This window comes from Thermococcus onnurineus NA1 (assembly GCF_000018365.1).
Lineage (GTDB): Archaea > Methanobacteriota_B > Thermococci > Thermococcales > Thermococcaceae > Thermococcus > Thermococcus onnurineus.
Map to the genome: position 1 here is coordinate 1,803,250 of NC_011529.1, position 23,667 is coordinate 1,826,916.

A 23,667-nucleotide genomic window follows, 5' to 3' on the forward strand; every position below is an offset into this window, starting at 1 on the left:
TCACTGAGAAAATACTCTTCATCTCTTAGGATGTCATTCCCTAAGGTCGGTAATGCTGTTGATTTTTCCACCTCCATATTGGGCAACTAGTTTGGAACACTATTATGTATATTGTCTCTCATGTTATTTAAACGTTCCTAAAAAGTATTATTTTCGAATTTTCTCTGCTTTTATGTCTGTTATAGTAAAAAGGACCATTCATCTTCGAGAAATTGCTAAAGAAAGTCTTTCTTGTTGTTTTTTGAAATGGCGAATTCCTGGATCGCTGGAGAATATTCAATATTTTGATAAAGATTCTATCAGACATAAAAATGACTGTATTTTATCGGATAAGGATCCAAAAGGCCAAATCCCAGAATGCTGAATGCCCACCACAAAATACGTTTTGTGGTACAACATGCGGGTTGAAGAAGAAACTTTGGAAAGCAGTAAAGGGATGGGGTTCGAGGTCTGGAGCCCAGTTGGATGGTAGCCCCGCGGGGATTCGAACCCCGGTCGCGGGATCCAGAGTCCCGCATGCTTGGCCGCTACACCACGGGGCTGTGCCCGTTGATAGGTTCAGGTATTGATTTATAAATTTTATCCTCTTCCCTGGAATTTCATACTCCTAGTGGGGCTTATGCAAAATTTATATTTTTCTCTACTTCAATAGTAACCAGTGAGGGTAATGGACTTCGCCCTCTTCATGGAAAGGTACGGCTACCGAATTTTGGTGCTGGTTTTTGGCGCCGCTATACTCGGAATCATGCTCGCGCCCTTTGTGATGACTTTCTGGGCCTTCAGCAGCAGCGGCATTGCGGCCGCAGTTATCGCGGTGATAGTGCTTGCAATAGGCATTGCATTGATGGTCGTCCTGAAGTTCTGGAATTTTGCTGACAAGATGAGACAGACCCACGTCATTGAAGACTGGAACGAGGAAAAGTAGCGCCAAACTTTTCTAGTGAAAAGGTTGATCAAAGAGCAAACTTCCCGCTAAATAGGCTATTGAGTTCGCATGTCTTTCAAGATTGTAAGTTCAAAGTGGGTTTGACTCAAAAAACAAGCAATCCAAATGGTTTCACTTTCCTCTTAACGCCTTTCGGGCGTTATATTTGCAGTGAAACACTGTAAAACTGGCAATTGAGGGAGTAAACCCATTTAAGAACCAGCCATTTTAGAATTGACATGCGAACCTTGATCAAACTTCGCGCAGGTGAACAACCTTTGCACTGCAAAGGTTGATCAAAGTTTTAAACTCACTCAAAACTTAACTGGAAAGAGTTCGTATGTCTTTCTAAAAGTGGGAATCACAAATTGGTTTTGTTTTAAGCTTGGCTTTTTAAATTGTTTCTATTTTCTTTTGGCGCCCTTCGGGCGTTTTCTTGAGTGAAACACTGGAAAAGAGCCTTTGGATTAAAACCACTTGAGAATTAGCAATCCAAAAGCGACATACGGACTTTGATGAAACTTCAGCGGAGAACGAAGTTCTCCGTGTGTTGGGGCGAAGCTCCAACATTGCTTGGCAAAAGTTTCTAATGGTGGGGCCGCCGAGATTTGAACTCGGGTCCCCGGCTCCCGAAGCCGGAAGGATAGGCCAAGCTACCCCACGGCCCCATGCCCGCTGATAAGGGGACTCGCAGGACTTATAAAGTTTACGGAGTAGTCTAGTGTACATGGTGGAGGAGTGGAGAACATGAAGGTCTCGGTGATAGTACCAACGTACAATGAGCGAGACAATCTTGAGGAACTCTTCGAGAGAATAAGCACAGCCCTTACTGATTACGATTATGAAATCATCGTTGTTGACGACGATTCCCCTGACAAAACCTGGGAATTTGCCCAGAGGCTCGCCGAAAAGTATCCAGTTAAGGCTATCCGCCGGACGAAGGAGAAGGGTCTCTCCTCAGCGGTCATCCGCGGCTTCAAGGAGGCGAGTGGCGACGTCTTCGTCGTGATGGATGCCGACCTGCAGCACCCTCCGGAGGTGATTCCCCGGCTGCTGGAGGCAATCGAGAACGGCGCGGACATAGCCATAGCCTCCCGCTACGTTAGGGGAGGAGGTGTTAAGAACTGGTACTGGTACAGGAAGCTTATCTCCAAAGGGGCCATAATGATCGGCCGCATCGCCCTGCCGAAGATAAGGGACGTTAAGGATCCCGTGAGCGGCTTCTTCGCCCTCAAAAGGGAAGCCGTCGAAAACGCCCAGCTCAACCCCATCGGCTTCAAGATACTTATGGAGATACTCATCAAGGGGAACTACAAGAAGGTTACTGAAATTCCATTCACCTTCGGCCTCAGACACGCCGGCGAGAGCAAGCTCGGCGGAAAGACGATACTCAATTACCTCAAGCACGTTTACAGGCTCATGAAGTGGGAGGGCGAGCTTGACAGGCTGATCAAGTTCATGATAGTTGGACTCTTGGGCGTTCTCGTGAACCAGGGATTTCTGTGGTTCTTTGTCTCCAAACTCGGCTGGGACAAGATACTGGCCAACATTCCGGCCACGGAGCTGGCCATACTCAATAACTTTACCTGGAACGACCTCTGGACGTTTAGGGATCTTAAGATGAGACCGCTTCATCTCCGACTCCTGAGCTTCCACCTGGCAGCGCTGACCGGAGCAGTTGTTCAGTGGATAATTTACGCTGGTCTGGTCCTCCTCGGGATGCACTACCTGCTGGCGAACATGGTCGGCATTGTGGTCTCTTTCATAGTCCGCTTCCTTGTGAACAGGCACGTTACTTGGGGCTGATTCTTTGTTCTTTTCCGGACAACCTTAAATATACCCAGATTTATTCTCCCGTTGGGGATTAACATGAGACGCTTTCTGAAGGAGACTGAGGTTTTTGACTCAACGAACGTTCTCCACTACATTGCCGAGATAAGCCAGTTCCACAGGATACAGGGCTCGAAGGAACTCCCCGAGGCAGTGAGGTTCATTAAAGAGGAGCTGAGGATCTGGGGAGTTAACGCCCAGCTCTTTGAGGAGTTTTACGACGGGAAGAGCTGGTATCTGACATTGAAGTCTCCGATAGCCTGGGATTTGGTCTATGGAAAGGTTGAGCTCCTCGGAAATACCCTAACAACATCTCTAAGCCCACTCGTCGTCATGGCTCACTCCCCAGGCGGAAAGGCAGAGGGCGAAGTGGTTCACATAGTCCGGGAAGAGGACTGGGAAAAAGCGAAGGAGAAGATAGTTCTCGTGGGAAGGGAATGGCGTGAGGCTTACAGAAAGGCCAACGAGGCTGGTGCTAGGGCTTTCATAGCTTACCGTGAGGGAACCGGGGATGCAATCCCCTACATCGGCCTCTTTCTCACTAAGGATGAACTCGAATGGGCAAGGATCCCTGCCGTTGCAATTTCGGAGAGCCTCGCCAATAGGGTCATAAACAAGCTGAATTCGGGAGAAACAGTTAAAGCGAAAATAGAGGTCGAGACCCAGATAAACGAGCGTCAGGTTCTCCCGATCCTCTACGCCGAGATAGGTAAGCCTCCTTTCATACTCTTCACCGCCCACATCTGTCACCCAAAGCCTGGAGCCAACGACAACGCCAGCGGAAGCGCAATGCTCATAGAGCTCGCGAGGGTTCTGAACGGCCTATACAATGACTCCTTCCGCTTTGGCTTTGCCTTCCTTTGGATACCCGAGTACTACGGAACCCAGGCCTTCATCGAGAAGTACGCCAAGCTTGACAAGTACTATGCTGTCATAAACCTCGATATGGTTGCCGGGAGCGAGGACAGGGCAGGCTCGACGGTGATGCTCGTCAGAACGCCGGCTTCGAGATTTTCCATAGTTTCCGGTGTTCTGGAGTACTTCCTCGAGCTTTCCAATGGGGCCAGAAAGAGCTTCTCTGGCAGTCCGATGCCGAGGCTAAAGCTCAAGTCATACCCCTATGAGATGGGCAGCGACCACGACGTCTTCAACTTCTTCGGGATTCCTTCGGTTATGCCTATAACCTGGCCTGACCGCTTCTACCACTCCAGCGAAGATACCATCGATAAGGTGAGCAAGGCAACCATCGAGCTGATTGGTAAGGCTGTTCTGGCGACTGCCCTAGCACTGGCAAAGGCAGAAAAGGAGGAGCTCCAGCGCTTCGCTAGGGGCTATGCCATGAAGTACCTAGGAGAGCTGGGTAGAGACAGAGACACGGAGAGAATAGAGCGGCTTGTCATGACTGGCCTCGCTAGGGATTCGCGCTTCCTCGGGATCGAGAGCGGCCACGAGTTCGAGAGGAGACCGTGGCTCAGGTGGGTCAAGAAGGGAAGAGTATCCGGTGAGTTGATTAAGGAAGCGGATAAGGAAGCCTACGAGGAGTTTAAAGAGCTGACTAGGGACAGGAAGATTCTCGTCCACCTCCACGAACTCCTGATGCTCGGCGAGTTTCTGCCGAAGGAAGAGGCCTTTGAGGCTTTAGAAGAGGAGTTCGGAGAGGTGAATAGGGAAAAGCTCAAGAAGCTGGTCGATGTGCTCGAAAAAACGGGAGTCATTGAGCTCCTCTAGTTCCTCTGGCCTGAGGGACTCTTCAGCTCTTTTTCCAGCTCGTTTATTCTCTTTACAAGGTTCTCTTTAATGTGTTCGAGAACCTCACTTGGGGTCACGGCGGTGTAGACGTAGCCGAGCCAGCCCTGCTCTATCAGTCTCCTCCTGAGGATACCTTTGCGATAAAGGCTCAGCACGTGCTCTCTGACTGAGCGCTCGCTTATTCCCAATTCTCTCTGGATTTCGGTTATCCTCATAGGCTCGCTCTTCTCAAGAAGGAGTCTGTATATCCTCAGCTCCGTCCTCTTGAGCCCCAGTGAGCGCAGCAGCGCCTCGAGCTTCTCATAGACGTCGCTCATTTCACACCACCTGATGTACTTTCATCCTACCTATGAAATATTATCTTCATATACATTAATAAAGCTTGCCTATCTGAAGGGAACTTCGCCCACGTAGATTCCTTCTGGTAGAAAAGCTTTTCCACTCTTGGTGTCTTTCAGGAAGGGTATCATCTTTATACCTTCTCTCACGTCGAAGCCCTCAATGAACGGGTTCACCGAAGGTAGAATAAGGAACCTTCCAACCCTGAGGAAAATCTTGGTTTTCTTGGCTACCCCTCCGGATTTGAAAGTGTATGCGGGATGAATGTGGCCGAGATATGCCTCGCAGAACTCTACCTTCGGCAGATTTGTATGGCCGTGTAGAAGGAGTATATCGTCGGTCAGGATGTGTTCCCTGACCTCAACGTTCGGAAACTTTTCGGCAACTTCCTCTATTCTTCCGTCATGGTTGCCCTTGGTTATAATCGTCGGAATTTCCTTCAGTTCGGAAAAGAATCCCATTAAGAGTCTTTTCATGGTGAAACTCATCCCTATTGGCTCCTTAACGTCCCCCAGAAGAACCAGCAAGTCTGGGTCCTTTTCGACTATGAACTGAGCCAGTCTCTCCTCGAAATGCGTCCTTATCCTCAGCCCGCGGGAAAGCTCGAATCCTATATGCGGATCTGCCATGAGAAGAGTTCTTCCACGTGAAGTTTCAATTTCCAGTGAGAGCCTTTTAAATGCTTCAAAAGAGTTCATAGCACCACCAAAAAGGAAGCAATAGAAAATGAATGGAAGGGCGTCAGATGAGTCCGCGCTCCTTCCTGCGCTGCCTCTTGAGGCGCCTGATCCTCTTCTTGATCCACTTCCACCTCATCCTTCCCTTCTTCTTCCACTTCCTCGGTCTCCTCTTCATGAGCATCACCCCTGAGCTCTAACTCCACCCTTAGCTCCAGCGGCTCCTTTTTAAGCTTTTCCGTGGGGAAAGGTTAACTCCCTTTGGACGGTCGAAAAGATGCACCAACGCTCTAACCTGCCCGAAAAGCCGATAGAGGATGGGTTCTTGCTTTCCAATTTTTCCAGCATGTGTGGGGCTTTTATATTTTATCTGTGGCCTGTTATGGGTCTTCAGGCTGAATGCGTTGTCAACTATATAGCAACTGTCCAGATTGGTCTTGTAAGCTGGAGTAGATTAAATATGGCTGTTTTCAAGTTTGAAACACTTCTCCACTAACCTTATCTACTTCTCCGGATAAAATCCCACGGTGGTGGTATGAGGGTCGCCTATGTCCAGATGGAGCCGAAGCTTTTGGAGCCTGAGAAAAACTACTCCAAAGCGGAGAGGCTTATAAAAGAGGCCGCCAAGGAAGGGGCGAAGCTGGTGGTTCTCCCTGAGCTCTTCGACACCGGCTACAACTTTGAGAGCAGGGACGAGGTGGAGAGCGTCGCCGGCCAGATTCCGGACGGAGAAACCACTGAGTTTCTTGTTGAGCTTGCCAGGGATCTTGAGGTCTTCATCGTCGCGGGAACTGCAGAGAAAGATGAGAAAGGAAGGCTCTACAATTCCGCAGTAATAGTTGGCCCGATAGGCTGGGGCTATATCGGGAAGTACCGCAAGGTTCACCTCTTCTACCGCGAGAAGCTCTTCTTCGAGTCCGGAAACCTCGGCTTCCACGTTTTCAATATCGGCATCGTAAAGGTCGGAGTTATGATATGCTTTGACTGGTTCTTCCCAGAATCGGCAAGAACGCTCGCTCTGAAGGGAGCGGAGATAATAGCCCACCCGAGCAACCTCGTCATGCCTTATGCGCCGAGGGCCATGCCAATCAGGGCCTTGGAGAACCGTGTTTACACTATAACCGCTAATCGCATAGGCGAGGAGCGGGGCCTTAGGTTCATAGGCAAGAGCACAATAGCCTCACCGAAGGCCGAAGTTTTGGCGGTGGGAAGTGAGGATATGGAAGAGATTGGTGTCGTCGAGATTGACCTGAACCTCACCAGGGACAAGAGGCTCAATGAGCTCAACGACATATTCAAGGACAGACGGCCTGAGTTCTACCTCCTGTGATAATCTTCCTTTATCTTTTCTTGGATGTTGTGTAAATGTCTCACTCTCCGGGAACGATATCTTGGATGATCATCAGCGATGTTGCAGAATCCCCAAACATTACTATTTTGATTTCCACAACCTACAATGGTTGGCTATTTTCGTTGGATAAATCACATAAAAAACTCTCCACAGCCCTCCGTTTCAGTTTTGGAGGCTTTTTTCGAAAGGGTTTTAAGAAATAAGGTTACAGATAATAACAGGTGCTTAAAATGAGAAGCTCAATCTTCCTAGGGCTTGCACTAGTGGTTGCCTTGGTGGTTGGCTTCGCAGTGCAGGCTGAACTCTTCCCGGCCAACTATGTCTACCAGAAGAGCTATCTTTGTTCTGACAAGATACAAGCTGAGTTTATCCCAGCTGACACTCACGTCACTGGCTACATACGGGCAGAGAACCCGTTCTCGGCCTACGTCGTTGTATCAAACTCTGGATACTTTGAGAGCCTTGAAAAGAGTGAGGTCGTCCACAGTTGGGAGAACGTGACAGAAGTCAAACTCGATTTTGATGTGCCGGGTGAGAACTGCTACCTCGTAGTGAAGAACGGGAACACGAACCAGATAGTCGAGATAAAGTTCAAAGCTGAGCGCTGAATGAAAAACAGAGGATCAAAAATCAGCGAGCACCTCTCTAGCGGTGTTCTTCTTCGGCCTTCTGAAGTAGAGCAGGTGGGAAACACCGTTGATCCCATGCTCGTTTCTTGTGATGAGCTTCCATTCCCTGAAAAAGATGCTCCCTATAGCCAGCTGGGAAGCGAGATCCCAGAGCCTATGCTCCTCTTCGGTGATCTTCTCGAAGCCCGGTAGCTTGTAGTACGTCCTCTTGAAGGTGCCCCTCTTGAGGTTGTAGCCCTCGTGAACCGAAATCAAGGTGTAGTCTTCCGTTTTGGATTCAACGAGGAAGTCCTTGTAACCTACTTGGTAGAGGATTCCGTAGACCCTGTCAGTTTCCTCCATAACGAAAACTCCGTCTTCGTTCAGGCTCAGGGCCACGTTTGCGAATATTCTTATCACATCGAAGGGGTCAAAGTGCGGCATTGTGAGTCCCCAGAGCAGGGCCAGGTCGTGCTCTCCTACGAGCTTTGAAACTTCCCTCACATCCCCGGTGACGAGTCTGAGCTCAGGACTTATCCCAGCTATCTCGATCCACTTCCTGGCCTTCTCAAGATCCTCCTTCCTTGCGTCCAGAACCGTTAGCAGCGGGGCATTAGTGGCTCTAGCAGCAGCGGCCCCAGCAATCCCCGTGCCGGCGCAGAGGTCGAGTACTCTGGGCTCTTCTGGCAGGAGCCCCTCCATGAACTCGAAAACCTTCATTATCCCCCAGAACCTCCCAACTGCTAGCTCATCATCGGGATCCATTCTCCAACGAAGGTAGCGGTAGAGCTCCTCCAGTGACATGGTATCACCACAGCCAATAATACATGAAGTTATTTAAATCCGTCGAAAGACTTAAATATTTTGTCAACTTACATAGGTTGACAGAGGTGAAGACCATGGCCCACTTTCATGGCCACTGGATTGAAGATATCCTCATTGTTGCGATAGGTCTCTTGGCCCTTGCCTCCCTGCTTACGGGCGTTAAGTGGCTGACAACCTTGGCCGGCATCCTGTTCTGGGTCAGCCTTCCAACGCTCCTGTTCGGCAGGGGGATAAAGATTGAGAACGGGATAATTCTTGAATTTGGTTGGCCACTGAGACTGTTTAGGATTAGGATAGCTCCAGATGACATAGTGGAGATAGTTGACCTCGAAAGGGCTGAGGGCATACCTCCAATAAGATACTACAGACAGATAATAATTTTTACTGCTCTGTGGCTTGTTGTCGGCTTCACGGGGCTTATTAAAAGGCCTGAATGGGCCTTCATGTGGTTTGGCTGGATATACTGGGGGCTCGCGTCGACTGTTCCTCTAATTTTCCCAGGGAGAACCAGAAAGCTGGGAGCTTTAGCTCTCCTTCTCTTTGGCGTGCTGATGTCGGGTGTGGCATATCATCTTGGCGTCAACGTGTATCAGTTCTATGCCATTGGAGGTGCCCTTCTGGCCTTTGTATACCTTACCGATGTCCGCGAGAAGACAATCGTTCTGGTAACCGAGAAGGGCACGTATTTTGTGTGTTCCTACAACTATGATGAACTGGAGGAATTCCTCGAAAGGATAGGCAAACTGGTAAGCGGTGGTGCTGATGCTCAGGCTACCTGAGGGTATGGAGAGGATCTGGTTCCTGAGGGCGAGGGGGTTGAGCGAGGCTGAGATCGCCCGCTCGCTGGGGGTATCGCGGCAAGCCGTGAACAAGGCGCTGCGCGATGCCAGGGTAAAGCTTTTTGAGGCCTTCTTTAGGCTCGCCGAGACGTTCTCATGGAAGGTCGTTAGGATAAATGCTGAGAAGGGCTTCGCGGTCTTTGAAGGGAACTGCAATGGTCCGGTCAAGGTCTACGCCCTTTACATTCCTGGGAAAGGGGTTAGGGCCGTCATCAACGTCGATTTTCCAGACTACATCTTAGAGCATGCCGTTGAGGTTGGTCTGGTTGAAAGAAAAGACCTTGAGGAGCTTGTGAAGGTCATTGAGGGCTAATAGTACCCCTCCTCGTAGGCGCTTACGATGGACTTAAAGACGGCGTAGAACACTGCACTGAGGGAAAAGAACGTGAGAAAGATTGCTTCGATCGGCCCGGTTCGTAGCCTGTGACAATTAGGAAAAGCCAGAGGGTTATCACAGCTGAAACTACGGTTAAGGCCCTGGCGAAGCCGAGTGCCATCTTCCCCTTGAAATTCGGCGCCAGCTGGAAAACGAGGGGCCGGGAGAAGAGGACCGTCAGCGCGAGGAGGAAGAGCTGGGTGAAGACGATGACGGCGATTCCCGCTTCTCTTGGGAGTTTCCCGGTAAAGAGGAGCGCAAGGGAGATGCCGACAAAGGCCGACTGAAGGACCACGCATTTCCTTACTTTAGGAGGTTCTATCCTCCTTCTGGGTTTCTCTGGAACTTCTTCCGAGAGCTCTTCAAGCTCGTACTCGCGCTTCGCCACGAGGTAGGCGATAAGAACCGTTCCGCCGAGGCCGAGGACGATAACTACCGCCAGCCAGGCCATCGGGAGAAACGGCGAAAGGAGTATTATGAGAACTCCCGTTGCAATGGTTCCGATTCCTGAGACGCGATTAGCTTTTCTCTTGCCTGCTTGGAGAGATAAGTGTAGCCGATGCGAAAGCCGATTCCAGGCTCGTCTCTGGCCGTGAAAGTCAGCATTCCCATAGCTATCAGAAATGCTCCCATGAAAAGGGCATAGAGGATCCTAAGGAGCAGATAGGGCTCCATCATATCACCTCGCCGATAGTGTCCTAGATATTCCGACGAAGGTCACAGTGAGGAATACGAAGGCACCGTAGGTTATCCAGTTACTTGGAATTAGGCCTGCATTGTAGAGGAGTGCCATTGAGGCTATCGCCGCGATTCCCGCTCCAACGAGTGTCATCAGCTCTGCAAAGACCATCCAGCCTTTCTCGCTGAACTTAAGCTGTGGTGCAAAACCCGGCTCCCTGAGGAGAAGGGTCATCGTGATTGGGAGGACTTGGGCAATCAGGGGGAGGATAATTGCTCCCACGTCTTTAGATGCGAAGTTGTCCGGTTCTCCGCTCGCGTTGAAGTGGATGGCTACCTTTTCCGGCAACTTGTCCCAGAGGAGAATCGTTAGTACGAGATAGAAAACCACTGCTGAGAGCTGAACGATTATGTAGGGTCTGACGTTGACATTTATGGGCTCAGTTGGTCTTTCCGGGGCATTATTAGAGAGATCCTCAATCTCGTAGGCTTTCTTTGCAATTAAAGTGCCAAGAAAAAGGAGCAGGAGGATGCCGGCTATCATGACAAGGACGAATACGTTGAGGGAAACGCCCGCGATGGCCAGGACGAGGAGGAAGAGCGAGAGTGCTATCGTGAATATTCCAGCGAAGGTGTTTGCCTTCCTCCAGGCATCGTCTGACTGATAGGTGTAGCCTATCCTGAAGCCTATGAAGTACTGCCTTTTGTTTCTGAAGGCGAGGGTCAAGAGACCAGCAACGAAGAGCGTCATAACGATGTATAGTTCTACCCACTCCATTCAAATCCCTCCACACGCTCAAGAATTGCACGTATCTCCTTTATTTCACCCCTCAGCTCGGTTAGAACTTCCCTTCCAAGATCCGTAAGTCTGTAATACTTCCTCGGCCTTCCGCCGACCTCGGCCCAGAAGTCCTCAACGAGCCCGTACTTCTTCAGGCTCTTGAGGAGGTCGTAGAGAGTTCCCTCGCTCGGAACAAGCCTTCCACTGCTCAGCTTCTCAAGCTCCTTCCTTATCACATATCCGTGCATCTCTCCTCTCTTTTCTAAGAGAGAAAGGACTAAATAGGAGTAAAGACCGGAGCGTAGGTCCTTGAGAAGCTTTTTGAGTGCCCTCTCCTTTTTGTTACCAAGCAATCACTTCACCATATTACTTTTTCTTCCTCAGGCTTCTCGACCTCCACCCTAGGGATTATGTAGTACATGAGTGCGAGCGCTATTACGGCAAAGATTGCCTCAGTGGCGTACATAAATGTCTCGCTCCCCCTCAGCTGGTAGTAGGCTGCCATTGAATCAACAATCGTATGCAGACCGACGATTGCGATCAGTCCCTTCTTTCCGAAGCCTTCTCTGTATGCGTGGGCGAGGAAGACCGTTGTCCCTACATGGAAGAGCACGGCGAAGTAGCGCTCGACCAGAGAGAGGAGGGCCGCGCTGACCGGAACGTCCAGTGGGATCTCGCTCGCTATCGCGGCAACGGCGGCAATTATTCCCACAAAGAAAGCCTCGGTGACGCCAAATCCAAGTCCCACGAAGAGAGCAGTCCTCAGGTTCTTTCCTTTAACGAGAAGATATTTGGTGCCCTCCTGGACGAGGCCGGCAACAAAACCCAGCCACAGCGAGGCCGCTATGGTAAAGGCCGCTCCCTTGGCTATGACATCTGCGTTCGAGTGTATTCCCAGAGCCAGCAGGGGCAGCTGCTGGATTGGATTTTGGACGATTATCGCAATGAAGAATATCGCCAGCCCGAATATGAACTCCGACCACTTCGTCCTTTTGAAGCCCAGAAAGTATATCGTGGCCCAGGCGAACAAACCTCCCATTATTGGGAACGGGAGGAGGTACATGGCAATCACTCCTTTTCCACGACTACCGCAGTACCGTAGGCGTAAACCTCGGCAACGCTAGAACCAATGTTCGCAGTAGCGAAGCGGACATTTACAACGGCGTTGGCTCCGAGCTCCTTGGCGTAGAGTATCATCCTTTTCAGGGCCTCCTCTCGGGCCTCGGCCATCATCTGGGTGTACTCCTTCACTTCTCCTCCTTTGATGTTCCTGAAGAAAGCCGTTATGTCCCTGCCCAGGTGGGTGGCCTTGACTATTCCTCCTCTGGCTATTCCTTTGATCTCAACTATTCGGTATCCGGGCACGCTTTCGGTCGTAACCACTATGATGTCCTCCATAACGTCACCCCCAATACCTCGGACTTCGAGGTATATTGGGTGTGAAAATATAAAAATGTTTCCTCCCTTTCTGGGGAAGAATTTTAAGGCCTCCTTATGAAGGCTCATTGGTGAGAGGATGCACGAGATAGATGAGCGAGAGATATTGAAAGTACTCGGAGAGCTTAAAGCTAAGCGCGTCCTTATCCAGACCCCTGAGGGGCTCAAGCGCGAGGCTCAGTTCCTGGCTGACTTTCTTGAAGATAACGGGATAGAGGCGATAATAAGCGGCGACATCAATTACGGAGCCTGTGATCCGGCTGACAGAGAAGCGAAGGCTCTTGGTTGTGATGCACTGATTCACCTCGGACACAGCTACATGAGGCTTAACCTTGAGGTTCCCACTATATTTGTTCCAGCTTTCGCCAAAGTTGACGTTCTTCCTGCGCTGGAGAAGAATCTGGACGAGATTAAAAAGCTCGGGAGGAAGATAGCGCTCGTTACAACCGCCCAGCATATACACCAGCTGGAAAAGGCCAAGGAGTTCCTTGAAAATGCCGGCTTTGAAGTCCTTATAGGTGCGGGCGACGGAAGGGTAAGCTGGCACGGCCAGGTTCTCGGCTGCACATTCACCGCCGCCAAAGTTGACGCCGATGGGGTGCTTTTCATTGGAGCTGGGTATTTCCATCCGATAGGAGTTGCCTTGGCAACGAAGAAGTCCACTCTGGCAGTGAATCCCTACAGTGGCGACGCGATATGGATGGAGAAAGAGGCTGAGCGGATTATTCGGAAGAGATGGGCCCAGATAGCGAAAGCCTATGATGCCAAAAAGTTTGGTGTCGTTGTAAGCACCAAGAAAGGCCAGCTCCGCTTGGCTGAAGCCAAAAAGATTGTAGAACTCCTGCGTGAGCATGGCAAATACGCCGGGCTAATAGCTATGAACTACATAAGCTACTCTGCGCTGGAGGGTTTTGACTTCGATGCCTATGTAGTCGTTGCCTGCCCGAGGGTGCCCATAGACGACGCCGAAAACTGGAGAAAGCCAGTTCTAACGCCTCCAGAGGTTGAGATTCTCCTAGGTCTTCGCGAGGACTACCAATTCGATGAAATCCTTGGCGGGAAGCGCGAGAAGGACGAGCCGCTCGGCATAGCCCTCCACGGGGTGAGAGGGTGAAAAAGAAGCACCTTGCGATGATACTTTCAAAGCTGAAGGGCTTCCCCGAGCCGAAGCCCGAACTTGAACAGTACAGGACCCCTGGCGATGTCGCGGCAGAACTGCTTTGGCTGGCTCACTCTCTCGGAGACATTGGGGGAAAAGTTATAGCGGATTTAGGTGCCGGAACGGGAGTTCTGAGTGCCGGCGCATGCCTGATGGGGGCTGAAAGGGTCTACGCCGTTGAAATCGATGAGGAGGCTTTAAGGGTCGCCAGAGAAAACATTGAATCTCTCGGTATCGAGGACTGCGTTGAGTTTGTGAACTCTGACGTCTTAGATTTCTCCGCTCGGGTTGATACCGTGATAATGAACCCTCCCTTTGGCAGCCAGGTGAAGCATGCCGACAGACCCTTTCTTATGAGGGCCTTTGGGATAAGTGACGTTGTCTATTCCATTCACCTCGCGAAGCCTGAGGTGAGAAGGTTCATTGAAACGTTCGTTAGAGATGCTGGTTTTTCAATAACTCATAGAATAACCCTCACCTTTGAAATTCCTGCCCAGTTCTTCTTCCATAGAAAGAAACTGGAAAGGATTTTGGTAGATATTTATAGGTTTGGAAGAACTTGAAACACTGGTGAGCGAAAAAAATATATTGGATAACCTCCAACTAATAGCAGTTGCTATAATCGGTAATGGTGGCTATAATGACGGGGGTTTCCGTTGATAAAATTAGGGAGTTAATACTTTCTTGGCAGATGAGAGATGTAGTAAAGTTGTCTCAAGATAGTGAAGGGGTTCTCTTGACTCTCATTGAACTCCTAAGCGAGGAAGACAGTATCACAAAGATACGAGCTCTATCCGCTCTGGAAGAGATTCTCAAGGGGGCCGACAAAAAGACAAAGTCCTTAATACTGAGGAATGGCTTCGATGCAATAGTTGGTACCCTCCGGGAAGAAGATGAACGGCTGAAAGTGAGAGCTCTTAGAGTTTTAAAACGTCTGCTTGAGGGAAATCCCCTAACGAAAAATCAGCTATCTAAGCTTGTGGATGCACTTGTTTCGCTAGGTTCTGATAACGACGGTCTTTCGTGGCTCGAAGCAGTGGAACTCACAGAAAAGATTTCTACGGCGTATCCCATCGATGGAGTGCTGTCTAGGATTAACTCCCTTCTCACTTCGTTTAATCTTCGTGAAAAGGCTCTGGGTATTCGGTTGCTCCTGGCCTTAGGAGGGTTCTCAGAGGAGAACTGGGATCCCATAGTCAGCGGAATCTCTGAGCTCCTGAGGAGCGAGGATCCCCTCCTTGTGGAGGTTGGTCTTGATGCTGCGGCCAATATGCTAAAGCTTCCCATTGTCCTTCCTATGGAAAGGATCCTTGGGAATATTCTTCCTGCCCTCAAGAAGCTTACAAAGGGTGCAGATACTCTAGTCCTGCGCGCAAAAGCTAGGAAAGTCATGAGTCTGTTGGAAGGTGCACTCTACAATTACTACCGCTCTAGGCCCATTGAGGCACGGAACGCCGTTAGGAAGTTCCTTAGTGAGGGCTTTGTTGAAGAGGCTATGATACTTTCCTTGGTCGTGGGGGACTCTTCGCTACTGCTCGGGACGAGCAGTGGTGTGGGATCATTCAGCGTGCCGGGACAGAGATTTGATGAGATGCCGTAGTCCAGGATAGGTCGTAACTTCTATGTATTCTCTTACGGATCAGTTAAATGAACCTTGAAGTTACTTTGAAATTCGGAAAGCGAAATCAATATATGTAAAGATTCAAACTCTATAATATAATGTCCGAGAATAACCCCATATCAAAGACTGAGCTTAGGGAGTTAGTGCTTTCGTGGCAGATATTGGACGCAGTTAGTCTAGCCTTAGAGGATAAGCGGGCACTTTTTCTGATTCTGGAGCTTGCAGGAGAAGATGATGAAACCACACGCCTTAGAGCTTTCGTAGCTTTAGGTGAGATTCTCAAAAGGGCCGACAGTGATCTTAGGATGATGGTTCTGGAAAGACACTTGGATGTGTTTATCAATGCACTATCCCAAGAGAACGAAAAGGTTACTATCAAGGCCCTTCGTGCCCTGGGATATCTAGTTAAAGACGTCCCCATGGGATCAAAAACGTTTCTGAAGGCGGCGAAGACTCTGGTTAGCTTGTTAGAAAGCCCGGACGACATGATGAGGATAGAGACCATCGATGTCCTTTCAAAGTTACAGCCCTTAGAAGATTCGAAATTGGTGAGGACATACATAAACGAACTTGTGGTTTCCCCTGATCTCTACACAAAGGTGGCGGGGTTTTGTCTGTTCCTCAACATGCTGAATTCGTCCGCTGATAGTGGCCATTTGACACTTATACTTGATGAGATTCCTTCTCTTCTCCAGAACGACAACGAGTTTATTGTGGAACTAGCTTTGGACGTGCTTGAAAAAGCTTTGAGTTTTCCTCTTCTAGAAAACGTGAAAATCGAACTCTTGAAGATTTCCCGGATTGTGGATGGTTTGGTTTACCGGGAAGGAGCACCCATAATACGACTGAAGGCCAAAAAGGTTTCTGATCTGATTGATTCTGTGATTTCCACTTGACTCCAGTTGTTCGCAGACTTTAAAACCTCAACCAGAAACACCCAATGAGGGGTTGAAGTGGGAAAGCTTAAGCTGAGTGACAGGCAGCTCTATGCTATCATTGAAGCTGTTAAGCTTGGTGAGGAGCTTAAGCCGAGTCAGCAGGCTAAGAGAAAGGCCTTCGCCAAGTATAAGATTGAAGGCTGGGAAAATTCTAAGCTAACGGGTATATTCTACTCCATTCAGCGTAGACTTGGTTTGATAGATGAGATAATAGAAGAACTAATTGGCGTTTCTCCACTCATCCTTGACCCCTGGCTGAGGGCTACGCTGAGGGTTGCCATTGAGGTGGCGATCTTTAGGGATCCAAGCGAGAGAACGAGGCAACATCTTAAGGGGCTCGCCCAGTTTCTATCGAAGAAAACGCACCCCTTTGTGGGCTATTACTACTACGACCTTCTCCCGAGGATTCTTGAGTACGTTCCAAAGCTCGATACCGAAGAGAAGCGCCTGAAGTGGGACTACCTTTTTCCCGAGTGGTTCATAAAAAGAATGAAAGAACTCATTGGAGACGAGGCGGAGGAGCTTCTCAAGGCCCTCAACGAGACCCTGCCTATGAGCATGAGGGTTAACCTGCTGAAGACGAGCGTTGACGAGGTCGAGGATTATCTAAAAAGCAAAAATGTCCGCTTTGAGAGGAGTGAGCGCGTTGGAACAGTTTTGAGAATCCTCGACTCCTTCAACCCTGAGTGGCTCTTCAACAAGGGCTGGACAATTCCCCAGGAGGAAGCGGCGGCGGTTGCCTCACTAGTTTTGGCTCCAGAACCCGGCGAAACCGTCGTTGATCTGGCTGCCGCCCCGGGTGGAAAGACCGCACACATGGCAGAGCTGATGAACAATACTGGCAAAATCTACGCTTTCGACATTGACTCGGCGAGGATAAAACGCATGAAAGAAGTTCTCAGGAGAGCTGGAGTTGAGATAGCCGAGACTATAAAGGCCGACGGCAGAAAAGCCCCAGAAATCCTCGGGGAGAAGATAGCTGATAGAGTCCTTCTTGATGCACCGTGCACGAGCGACGGGACTATAGTCAAAAATCCAGAGCTCCGATGGCGCCTGCGCGAGAAGAATATTCCAAAGGTCGTTCAGCTTCAGAAAGAGCTCATTGAGAGTGCCTGGAAGCTTTTGAAGCCCGGAGGGAGGCTGCTTTATTCAACTTGCTCGATGCTGCCAGAAGAAAACGAGGGGGTTGTGGAGTGGTTCCTGACGAGGCATGAGGATGCTGAACTGATACCACTAAACGGCCCTTACGATGGAGGATTTCTGTCCGGAACGATGAGGGCGTGGCCTCACAGGCATAGGACGATAGGCTTCTTCTACGCGCTGATAGAAAAGAAAGGGGATTAGGACTCCTTATCTACCTTTACTCTCAGCTCGTTGGCGAACCAGTTCACTCTCTGCGGGAACGGTATCTCTATTCCCGCCTCGTCCAGAGCCTTCTTGATTCTGGATACGGCCTCAGTCCTGACGTCGAACCATCTCTCGCTCGGCGCCCAGGCTCTGATTGAAAGCACCACCGCGCTGTCCCCAAGTTCCTTTACGAACACGACCGGCCCTGGCTCGGCTAAAACGAGGGGCATCTCATTGAGAGTCTTTTTTATAACCTCGATAGCCTTCTCAGTATCGGCACTGTAGGCTATGCCGATCTCAATCTCTACCCTTCTCGCCGGATATCTCTGAAGGTTGATGATATTGCTGTTGAAGAGCTTCTCGTTCGGAATCCTGATGAGCGTTCCGTCCCAGGCGCGAATTCTCGTTGAAAGTATCCTTATGTCCTCGACAATGCCCTCGAGTTCACCTATTTTCACTTGGTCACCTATGTTGAGTGGCTTGTCGAAGTACATGAAGATTCCTGAGATGAAGTTTGCAACGACGGTTTGTGCCGAGAAACCGAGGATGATACCAGTTATTCCTGCCGCTGCCAGAAGGGCGCTCAGCTCAGCACTTATTCCGGCAAAGCTGAGAGCCAGAAAGAAAGCTATGGTGATGAAAGTGTAGTAGAATATCTTCGCCTTTACCTGAACGTCGGAGGAAGGTTTCTTGCCCGCGCTCATTATGAGGTAGTCCTTGGATTTTTTGGCGATGAGGTATGCAAAGTAGAAGAAGCCGACCGCGAAGGCGATGTTTCCAACGCTGGTGGATCCTATCTGGTAGTTCATCACGCCTATCACGTAGAGCGCCCATATCATGCCTCCGAGCACGAACATGCGGAACACTATATCAGCGGTGTCCTCGTTGATTATCCAGGTGAGAGTGGTTTCCTTTGACTTTCGAATTATGAGCTTTCTCAGAATTCTCCCGAGAATTATCATGCCTATTACGATGAGAATCGCCTCAATGCCCGTCCAGAGACTTATCTCAATAGGTATCAGACTTCCCACGCCTCTCGGTGAATTTGTGGTCGTGTTGCCCGTCACGTTAGCCATCGTCACCACCTCATCTTGAAGTTCGGTAGAGGTTCTGCTTTATGGGTGGCCTTGAGCGTCCCATCGGGCGGGTTGCCGGTGTTATTGACCTCGTAGGGCTCTTTCGTCGTCAGTATCACGAGGGGATAGTAGGCCTTTTCGCTGGAGTAGAACATAACACTGTTCCTTATCGGGACGGTTATCCTTTCCACGAGCTTCCATTCGTCAGTGGGGTTGTTTATCACGAGCTTCATGATTCCTAGCTCGTCGGGAATTTTATCGTGGAACTCACTCACGTGATAGCGCGCTATCACTCCGATGTTATTCTCACCATAGAGGGCGTATTTCTCCCTTCCTACAACAAAGCGGTCTATCGTGGCGTTTCCGCTCTTGACTTCAATGTCCACGGGGGCGGAGAGGTATCCGGTCAGTCTTTTCCTGGGGGGAACGGCTATCCTTGGTGAGAACCTTATCATGAGGAACTTGACGCCATAGCCCTCAGCTGGGGCCGGGAGTACCTTGAGGGCGCCATCGCCCTTCTTTATGAGAACTCGAACATCATCCCGAGTGTAAAGCACGCTGTCATCGGCCCTTTCGAGGAGGTGTATCTTCTTGTTGAGGATTTTGATGAACTTCGTTCTGAGCTCGTGCTCTCCGAACATGAAAGAAAATAGGTTTTGAAAGATTTAAAGTTTGCCTGAAAGTGGAAAACTGAAAAGCAAAAAAGCCTTGGACCTTCTCAAAACCGATGTCCTCGATTTGAAGTGGGTGAAAACGTTGGCACCGCCTGTTCGATGGAGACTCCCCTGGCCTCAATGGGTACTGACAGGTTGGCCGTTGGAACAGCCTCCCCCTGTCCGGTGACGTCGCCAAAAGTGTACGTCTACCTGACCGTTGATATTTTGAAGTTTTTGCCTCCAAGTGCAATCGTTCCATCCGGCTCTCTCGTAGTTGTACTGTCGGCCCGGTATTCTCCAGCTATCCTGTCTTGTAGAGGTTTTCACCCTCCAGCACAGCCCAGAAGCTGAAGTTGCAGAAGCCGAACCAGCTCATATGGATAATCTCCAGATTAGGTATGTTTGAGATCATATCGATGTCTCCTTCCTGGTACGAAGTTACCCCCTCATGTTGCCGACCGCTTCGGGGTTGTAGAACTCGAATTCCTGATTACCATACTTCATTCAGATGTCCACAGCGTCCCTCTCCGGCGTAAAGTGGTTAGTAAAGGTTTTCAAAAGTTTCAAGTGAGCCTGTAACTGTTCGAAGAAAATAAATCTAAGTGTTAAACCTCCTCTGAACACATTTTCCCCATAAACTCAACGAATGGCCTCGCTCCCTTTCCGAGCTTCTCGCCGACGTATCCAGCGAGGTCAAAGACGTGGGGAACTCTGACGATTATCCCCACATCCGCGGTGGCAACCACCTCAAAGGCCTTGAGCTCAAAATCTGGGCTTTTAACCAGTTTTACTTCCCCAGGAATATCAAATTCCTTCAGCTTCTCCTCGGTCAGCCTCTTGACCTCTCCGCTTCCCGGCACGTTCTTCCCGTAAAAGAAGACCGTCTTCTTAATCCCCAGTTCCTTCAGGGCCATCGCGATTTTAGTAAGCAAATCACCGGTCCTCTCGTTGATTCTATACCTCCCCTGGTACTTCAGGTCCCTTATCAAGCCGTCCTCGCAGAGTATTGCTTTCCCATCGAGGAGAGATTCGAGGGTTATGAGGACGTTGAAACCGTCTACCGCCAGAACCTTCCCGACAAGTTCTTCGGGTTTTAGGAGCTTTCCCTCAACTTCCCTGATCCATCCATCAGAAAAGACGCATCTGGCCAGAAGATGCCGCTCTTTTTTCGTAAGCCTGTAGTGGTTGGCAACGAATTCTAATGCATAGCTTTTCCGGTAGCCCCTGTTGAGCAGATATTTGAGATCAATGTAGGCATCTCGAAGCATGGAGAAGGTTGGGAGGGAAGGTTAAATAACCTTCTCCATTATCTCTTCGCCGACGTAAATTCTTATCCTAACCTTTCCGCTCAGTACTGAGCTTTTGACCTTCTTGGTGAGAATTTCGTCCACTTGGAAGACTCCTGCGAGGTGCTTCATCCATATCTCAATGAGTATCGGCTGCTCCTCGTTTCCTTCCCTTATTTCGACCTTCTCTATTGCCAGGGCTGAGACGGCGTGTATGTCAACGCGGTCCTTCTTGTGGACGAGCCTGCTCCTTCCGGCTTCCATATCGCAGCCGTCCGCTATGGTGACGAGGCTCCCCTCAATGGTTGTGCACGGCACGTGCTCATCGTGCGTGTAGATGGCGTTCAGCGTGAGCGCTTTGAGGAGAAGCCAATCATCCGTTTCAAACTCCCTGGCGAGCTTGTCTATTATTGGCTCCGTAAGCAGGGCACTGAACTCGTAGTGGTTTATTCTGTGTATCATGTTGCCGACGTCGTGGAAGAGCGCTCCAAAAGCAACGATGAACTTGCTCCAGCGGAAAGGCTTGCCGAGCTTCTCCGCTGTGGTCTCAATTCCAAACTTTTTGATAATTTTCAGTAGCTCCAGGGCCCGTCTCGTTGTGAGGAGAACGTGGATCGGTCCGTGGTCGTTGAACTGGTAGATATTCAGCACTATGTAGTTGGTCGTCTCGAAGTAGTAGATGTGTTCCCTGAAGGCCCTCTCGTACATCTGGTAGAGTTCGTCGTCCTCCATTAGTTCCCTAATCTCTCTCAAAAGATCCTCTTCGGTGTACATATTTCCCACCCAAATGCATGGAGAAAAGGAAGTTTTAAGGGTTTTGAACGCCCAGGCGAAAAGAACTCTTTGAATGGTTGTTGGGCTTGGACAGAAAATAGCTCACTCCAGCATTCCTTCAAGCTCCAGAATCTTCTTGGAGCGGAGGTACACGACCGGAATGCCCTTCGCGCGGAGCCTCTTTTTCAGCCCCTTATCGTTGGTGCAGACCACAACACGCTCGTTATTCAGGGCGAAGTCAAAAATCTGGTCGTCTATTGGCCTCTCCCCAAACCAGCCTATATCCACGGTCTCGAACCTTTCAGCCAGCTTCTTCGCCATTCTGATGGCCATCAGATCTTTCCCGCGGGACTTTCTTTCGATGACGTCCAGTTCCTGAAGGACAACGTTTGGAATTACAATCCTGAACTTCACATCGAGAACCCTGTTCAGCTCGGATATTATGTCGACGCCGAACTGTCCCGGGACGAGGAGAAAGTTGGTATCGGGAATAACGAGCCATTCGCGGTGCATGGAGACCACCAAATGAGAAAAGAGAGGGTCACTCCCTGATGAAGCCGTAGCCTATGAGGCGCCACCTGCTGCCGACCTGCCTGCTGATGGCAACCCTGTCGCCGACCTCGGCGCAGATGGGTATCTGGAGCTTGAGCTCGATCTCGTCCTTGCCGAGTCCGGTGACGAGACCCATCGTTCTTGCCGTTCCAACGTTGAGGAGCAGGACTTCCCTCCTTTTGATCGGCTCGACCTTGAGCTCCTCCTCGGTTCCCACAACCCTCTCGAGGAGATGAACCTCAAGCCTGAGCTCGTCCCACACCGGCGGAAGCTGGCCAGGTTTTCCTACGACGTTTCCGGCCATGAGGTCGCCCTTGGTGAGGTACGGATCGAGCTTGGTGCCGACGCCGACGAGCCCACCTGGATATGCCTCCTCGACGAACCTTCCTCCTGCCTGAAGGGACACTATCTCGGTGGTTATCGGCTCGTACTTGATCCTGCCGTGCTCCTCGTAGGGAACGCCCGGGCGGATCTCTATCTCGTCGCCGACTTTGAGCTTGCCCTGGACTATCGAACCGCCGATGACTCCGCCGACGAGCTTTTCCGGCTTGGTTCCTGGCTTGTTAACGTCAAAACTCCTCAGAACGAGCATCTTGGGCGGCTTGTTCGGATCATGCTCAGGTGTTGGGATGAACTCCTCTATTGCAGCTAAGAGAACGTCAACGTTGGCTCCATGCAGGGCTGAAATCGGAATTATTGGGGCGTTCTCGGCGACGGTGCCTTTGACGAACTCCTTTATCTCCTGATACCTCTCAATGACCTTCTCCCTGTCGACAAGCTCGATCTTGTTGAGGGCTATGACGATGTTCTTATTGCCGACTATCTGAAGGGCCATGAGATGCTCCCTGGTCTGGGGCATTACACCCTCGTTGGCCGCTATGACGAGAACGGCACCGTCCATGAGGGAAGCTCCAGCGAGCATTGTTGTCATCAATGCCTCGTGACCGGGAGCATCGATGAAGGAGACTCTCCTCTCAAATTCGGTTTCATGGCCGCAGTAAGGACATATCGGTGAAGTTGAGTATCTGCCGCAGCTCGGGCACTTCCTTATCTCTGCATCGGCGAAGCCTATCTTGATGGTGATTCCTCTCCTTAGCTCCTCGCTGTGGGTGTCAGTCCAGATTCCGGTCAGGGCCTTCGTGAGTGTCGTTTTACCGTGATCAACGTGACCAACCATTCCGATGTTAACCTCGGCCTGTCTAAACTCCTTCTTCTTTGCCATCTTCTCTCACCCCTAAATTTAGAGAGTTTGGGCATTTATTAAGGTTACCTCAGGGGAAGAACTCGAAGGACATACTCCAAGGCAAGCAGAAAAGCAGTAAGTTGGGGAAAGGAGGAAGCTCAGAAGACGAGCTTCATGTTGATCTGGACGATCTCGGGGCTGATGGTGTTGCCCCTAACGGTCTTCTTCCTCCTCTCACCCTTCTCCTTAGGCCTGAAACCCGGCCCCCTAGAGACGAGGATCTTGACCCTCCTCGGACCATGGACATCGGGCCTCATGGGGAAGCCATCCTTGTCGGTTCCGCCGGTTATCTTGAGCTTGGTATCGGCTGGAATCTCCTCGCCGAATATCTCGGTGAGGTTGAGGCCAAGCTCCTTGGCGGAGATCTCCTCTCCGATCCTCTTTCCGATGAGCTTCTCTGCCTCTTCGCCGCTTATCTCGACCTGCCTGGCTATCCCGTTCTTCGGGTTCGATATGACAAGCTTAAAGGTCGCCATTTCCTCCCACCTCCTATGTCATTAGCGGGATTCATTGGGGAAACCCCTTATCCACCATGGGCTGTGGATTACCTTTTAAAAAGTTTCCCCTATCAAAACTTTTTTATACCTCTCTGGTGGTAGC

The 23,667-nt window shown here is 50.2% G+C and carries 28 protein-coding genes and 2 tRNA genes; 12 read left to right on the forward strand and 18 right to left on the reverse strand.

The window, feature by feature from the left end:
- Positions 1-466: 466 nt before the first annotated feature.
- A tRNA-Gln gene (locus TON_RS09770) sits at positions 467-542 on the reverse strand.
- A 125-nt stretch (positions 543-667) separates the two neighbouring features.
- On the opposite strand from TON_RS09770, the gene TON_RS09775 reads away from it, so the two are divergent.
- Complete coding sequence (locus TON_RS09775) at positions 668-925, forward strand: hypothetical protein (RefSeq protein WP_012572880.1); 258 nt, start codon at positions 668-670, stop codon at positions 923-925.
- Between the two features lie 590 nt (positions 926-1,515).
- On the opposite strand, the gene TON_RS09780 is transcribed toward TON_RS09775, so the two are convergent.
- A tRNA-Pro gene (locus tag TON_RS09780) sits at positions 1,516-1,593 on the reverse strand.
- A gap of 79 nt (positions 1,594-1,672) precedes the next feature.
- Between TON_RS09780 and TON_RS09785 the strand changes: the two genes are divergently transcribed.
- Positions 1,673-2,731 (forward strand): glycosyltransferase, encoded by a 1,059-nt coding sequence (locus tag TON_RS09785; protein WP_012572881.1) that lies wholly within the window; start codon positions 1,673-1,675, stop codon positions 2,729-2,731.
- A 63-nt stretch (positions 2,732-2,794) separates the two neighbouring features.
- Positions 2,795-4,483, forward strand: a complete 1,689-nt coding sequence (locus TON_RS09790; protein WP_012572882.1) for a DUF4910 domain-containing protein — start codon at positions 2,795-2,797, stop codon at positions 4,481-4,483.
- On the opposite strand, the gene TON_RS09795 is transcribed toward TON_RS09790, so the two are convergent.
- Entirely contained in the window at positions 4,480-4,821 is a 342-nt protein-coding gene (locus TON_RS09795; protein WP_012572883.1) for a transcriptional regulator, read from the reverse strand. The genes TON_RS09790 and TON_RS09795 overlap by 4 nt on opposite strands.
- A gap of 69 nt (positions 4,822-4,890) precedes the next feature.
- Positions 4,891-5,541: a metallophosphoesterase gene (locus tag TON_RS09800; RefSeq protein WP_012572884.1), complete on the reverse strand. Its 651-nt coding sequence runs from the start codon at positions 5,539-5,541 to the stop codon at positions 4,891-4,893.
- Positions 5,542-6,055: 514 nt separating this feature from the next.
- On the opposite strand from TON_RS09800, the gene TON_RS09815 reads away from it, so the two are divergent.
- Positions 6,056-6,850, forward strand: a complete 795-nt coding sequence (locus TON_RS09815) for a nitrilase (RefSeq protein ID WP_012572885.1) — start codon at positions 6,056-6,058, stop codon at positions 6,848-6,850.
- Positions 6,851-7,101: 251 nt separating this feature from the next.
- A complete protein-coding gene (locus TON_RS09820) occupies positions 7,102-7,479 on the forward strand; it encodes a hypothetical protein (RefSeq protein WP_012572886.1) in 378 nt (125 codons plus the stop codon).
- Between the two features lie 15 nt (positions 7,480-7,494).
- Here TON_RS09820 and TON_RS09825 read toward each other — a convergent pair whose 3' ends face one another.
- Entirely contained in the window at positions 7,495-8,283 is a 789-nt protein-coding gene (locus tag TON_RS09825) for a methyltransferase domain-containing protein (protein ID WP_012572887.1), read from the reverse strand.
- 95 nt (positions 8,284-8,378) lie between these two features.
- Here TON_RS09825 and TON_RS09830 point away from each other — a divergent pair, with 95 nt between their 5' ends.
- A complete protein-coding gene (locus TON_RS09830; RefSeq protein ID WP_012572888.1) occupies positions 8,379-9,083 on the forward strand; it encodes a hypothetical protein in 705 nt (234 codons plus the stop codon).
- Positions 9,067-9,456 carry a sigma factor-like helix-turn-helix DNA-binding protein gene (locus TON_RS09835; protein WP_012572889.1) on the forward strand — a complete coding sequence of 130 codons (390 nt, stop codon included), beginning with the start codon at positions 9,067-9,069 and terminating at the stop codon, positions 9,454-9,456. The genes TON_RS09830 and TON_RS09835 overlap by 17 nt, the downstream gene beginning before the upstream one ends.
- A gap of 22 nt (positions 9,457-9,478) precedes the next feature.
- Here the strand turns inward: TON_RS09835 and TON_RS09840 are convergent, their stop codons facing one another.
- From TON_RS09840 to TON_RS09865, 6 genes are read right to left on the reverse strand one after another with little or no spacing between them, the layout of a single operon-like run.
- Positions 9,479-9,970 (reverse strand): hypothetical protein, encoded by a 492-nt coding sequence (locus tag TON_RS09840; RefSeq protein WP_012572890.1) that lies wholly within the window; start codon positions 9,968-9,970, stop codon positions 9,479-9,481.
- Positions 9,971-9,993: 23 nt separating this feature from the next.
- A complete protein-coding gene (locus tag TON_RS10660; protein ID WP_012572891.1) occupies positions 9,994-10,194 on the reverse strand; it encodes a hypothetical protein in 201 nt (66 codons plus the stop codon).
- A 4-nt stretch (positions 10,195-10,198) separates the two neighbouring features.
- The gene (locus tag TON_RS09850; protein WP_012572892.1) at positions 10,199-10,975 is read right to left on the reverse strand and encodes an SdpI family protein; all 777 of its coding nucleotides are present in this window, start codon (positions 10,973-10,975) and stop codon (positions 10,199-10,201) included.
- Complete coding sequence (locus TON_RS09855) at positions 10,963-11,331, reverse strand: PadR family transcriptional regulator (protein ID WP_012572893.1); 369 nt, start codon at positions 11,329-11,331, stop codon at positions 10,963-10,965. The genes TON_RS09850 and TON_RS09855 overlap by 13 nt, the downstream gene beginning before the upstream one ends.
- A gap of 5 nt (positions 11,332-11,336) precedes the next feature.
- The gene (locus TON_RS09860; RefSeq protein ID WP_012572894.1) at positions 11,337-12,041 is read right to left on the reverse strand and encodes a YhfC family glutamic-type intramembrane protease; all 705 of its coding nucleotides are present in this window, start codon (positions 12,039-12,041) and stop codon (positions 11,337-11,339) included.
- Positions 12,042-12,046: 5 nt separating this feature from the next.
- On the reverse strand, positions 12,047-12,376 hold the full coding sequence (locus TON_RS09865; protein WP_012572895.1) for a YbjQ family protein: 330 nt from the start codon (positions 12,374-12,376) through the stop codon (positions 12,047-12,049).
- Positions 12,377-12,494: 118 nt separating this feature from the next.
- Between TON_RS09865 and dph2 the strand changes: the two genes are divergently transcribed.
- The 5 genes from dph2 (at position 12,495) to TON_RS09890 (ending at position 17,477) form a co-directional block, all read left to right on the forward strand.
- A complete protein-coding gene (gene dph2, locus TON_RS09870) occupies positions 12,495-13,529 on the forward strand; it encodes a diphthamide biosynthesis enzyme Dph2 (protein WP_012572896.1) in 1,035 nt (344 codons plus the stop codon).
- Entirely contained in the window at positions 13,526-14,137 is a 612-nt protein-coding gene (locus TON_RS09875; protein ID WP_012572897.1) for an METTL5 family protein, read from the forward strand. The genes dph2 and TON_RS09875 overlap by 4 nt, the downstream gene beginning before the upstream one ends.
- A gap of 65 nt (positions 14,138-14,202) precedes the next feature.
- Entirely contained in the window at positions 14,203-15,174 is a 972-nt protein-coding gene (locus TON_RS09880) for a hypothetical protein (protein WP_238516409.1), read from the forward strand.
- Positions 15,175-15,293: 119 nt separating this feature from the next.
- Positions 15,294-16,091 (forward strand): HEAT repeat domain-containing protein, encoded by a 798-nt coding sequence (locus TON_RS09885; RefSeq protein ID WP_012572899.1) that lies wholly within the window; start codon positions 15,294-15,296, stop codon positions 16,089-16,091.
- A gap of 57 nt (positions 16,092-16,148) precedes the next feature.
- Entirely contained in the window at positions 16,149-17,477 is a 1,329-nt protein-coding gene (locus TON_RS09890) for an RsmB/NOP family class I SAM-dependent RNA methyltransferase (RefSeq protein WP_012572900.1), read from the forward strand.
- Here the strand turns inward: TON_RS09890 and TON_RS10810 are convergent.
- The 7 genes from TON_RS10810 to TON_RS09925 form a co-directional block, all read right to left on the reverse strand.
- Positions 17,474-18,556 carry a mechanosensitive ion channel family protein gene (locus TON_RS10810; protein WP_012572901.1) on the reverse strand — a complete coding sequence of 361 codons (1,083 nt, stop codon included), beginning with the start codon at positions 18,554-18,556 and terminating at the stop codon, positions 17,474-17,476. The two genes, TON_RS09890 and TON_RS10810, sit on opposite strands and share 4 nt — an antisense overlap.
- Before the next feature lie 2 nt (positions 18,557-18,558).
- Positions 18,559-19,197, reverse strand: coding sequence for a DUF432 domain-containing protein (locus tag TON_RS09900; protein ID WP_012572902.1), 639 nt, complete (start codon positions 19,195-19,197; stop codon positions 18,559-18,561).
- Between the two features lie 620 nt (positions 19,198-19,817).
- Positions 19,818-20,480, reverse strand: a complete 663-nt coding sequence (locus TON_RS09905; protein ID WP_012572903.1) for a DUF434 domain-containing protein — start codon at positions 20,478-20,480, stop codon at positions 19,818-19,820.
- A gap of 21 nt (positions 20,481-20,501) precedes the next feature.
- The gene (locus TON_RS09910; protein ID WP_012572904.1) at positions 20,502-21,272 is read right to left on the reverse strand and encodes an HD domain-containing protein; all 771 of its coding nucleotides are present in this window, start codon (positions 21,270-21,272) and stop codon (positions 20,502-20,504) included.
- A 102-nt stretch (positions 21,273-21,374) separates the two neighbouring features.
- Positions 21,375-21,785, reverse strand: coding sequence for a PIN domain-containing protein (locus TON_RS09915; RefSeq protein ID WP_012572905.1), 411 nt, complete (start codon positions 21,783-21,785; stop codon positions 21,375-21,377).
- A gap of 28 nt (positions 21,786-21,813) precedes the next feature.
- Positions 21,814-23,046 (reverse strand): translation initiation factor IF-2 subunit gamma, encoded by a 1,233-nt coding sequence (gene eif2g, locus TON_RS09920; RefSeq protein WP_012572906.1) that lies wholly within the window; start codon positions 23,044-23,046, stop codon positions 21,814-21,816.
- Positions 23,047-23,165: 119 nt separating this feature from the next.
- Positions 23,166-23,543 carry a 30S ribosomal protein S6e gene (locus TON_RS09925; protein ID WP_012572907.1) on the reverse strand — a complete coding sequence of 126 codons (378 nt, stop codon included), beginning with the start codon at positions 23,541-23,543 and terminating at the stop codon, positions 23,166-23,168.
- Positions 23,544-23,667 lie beyond the last annotated feature (124 nt).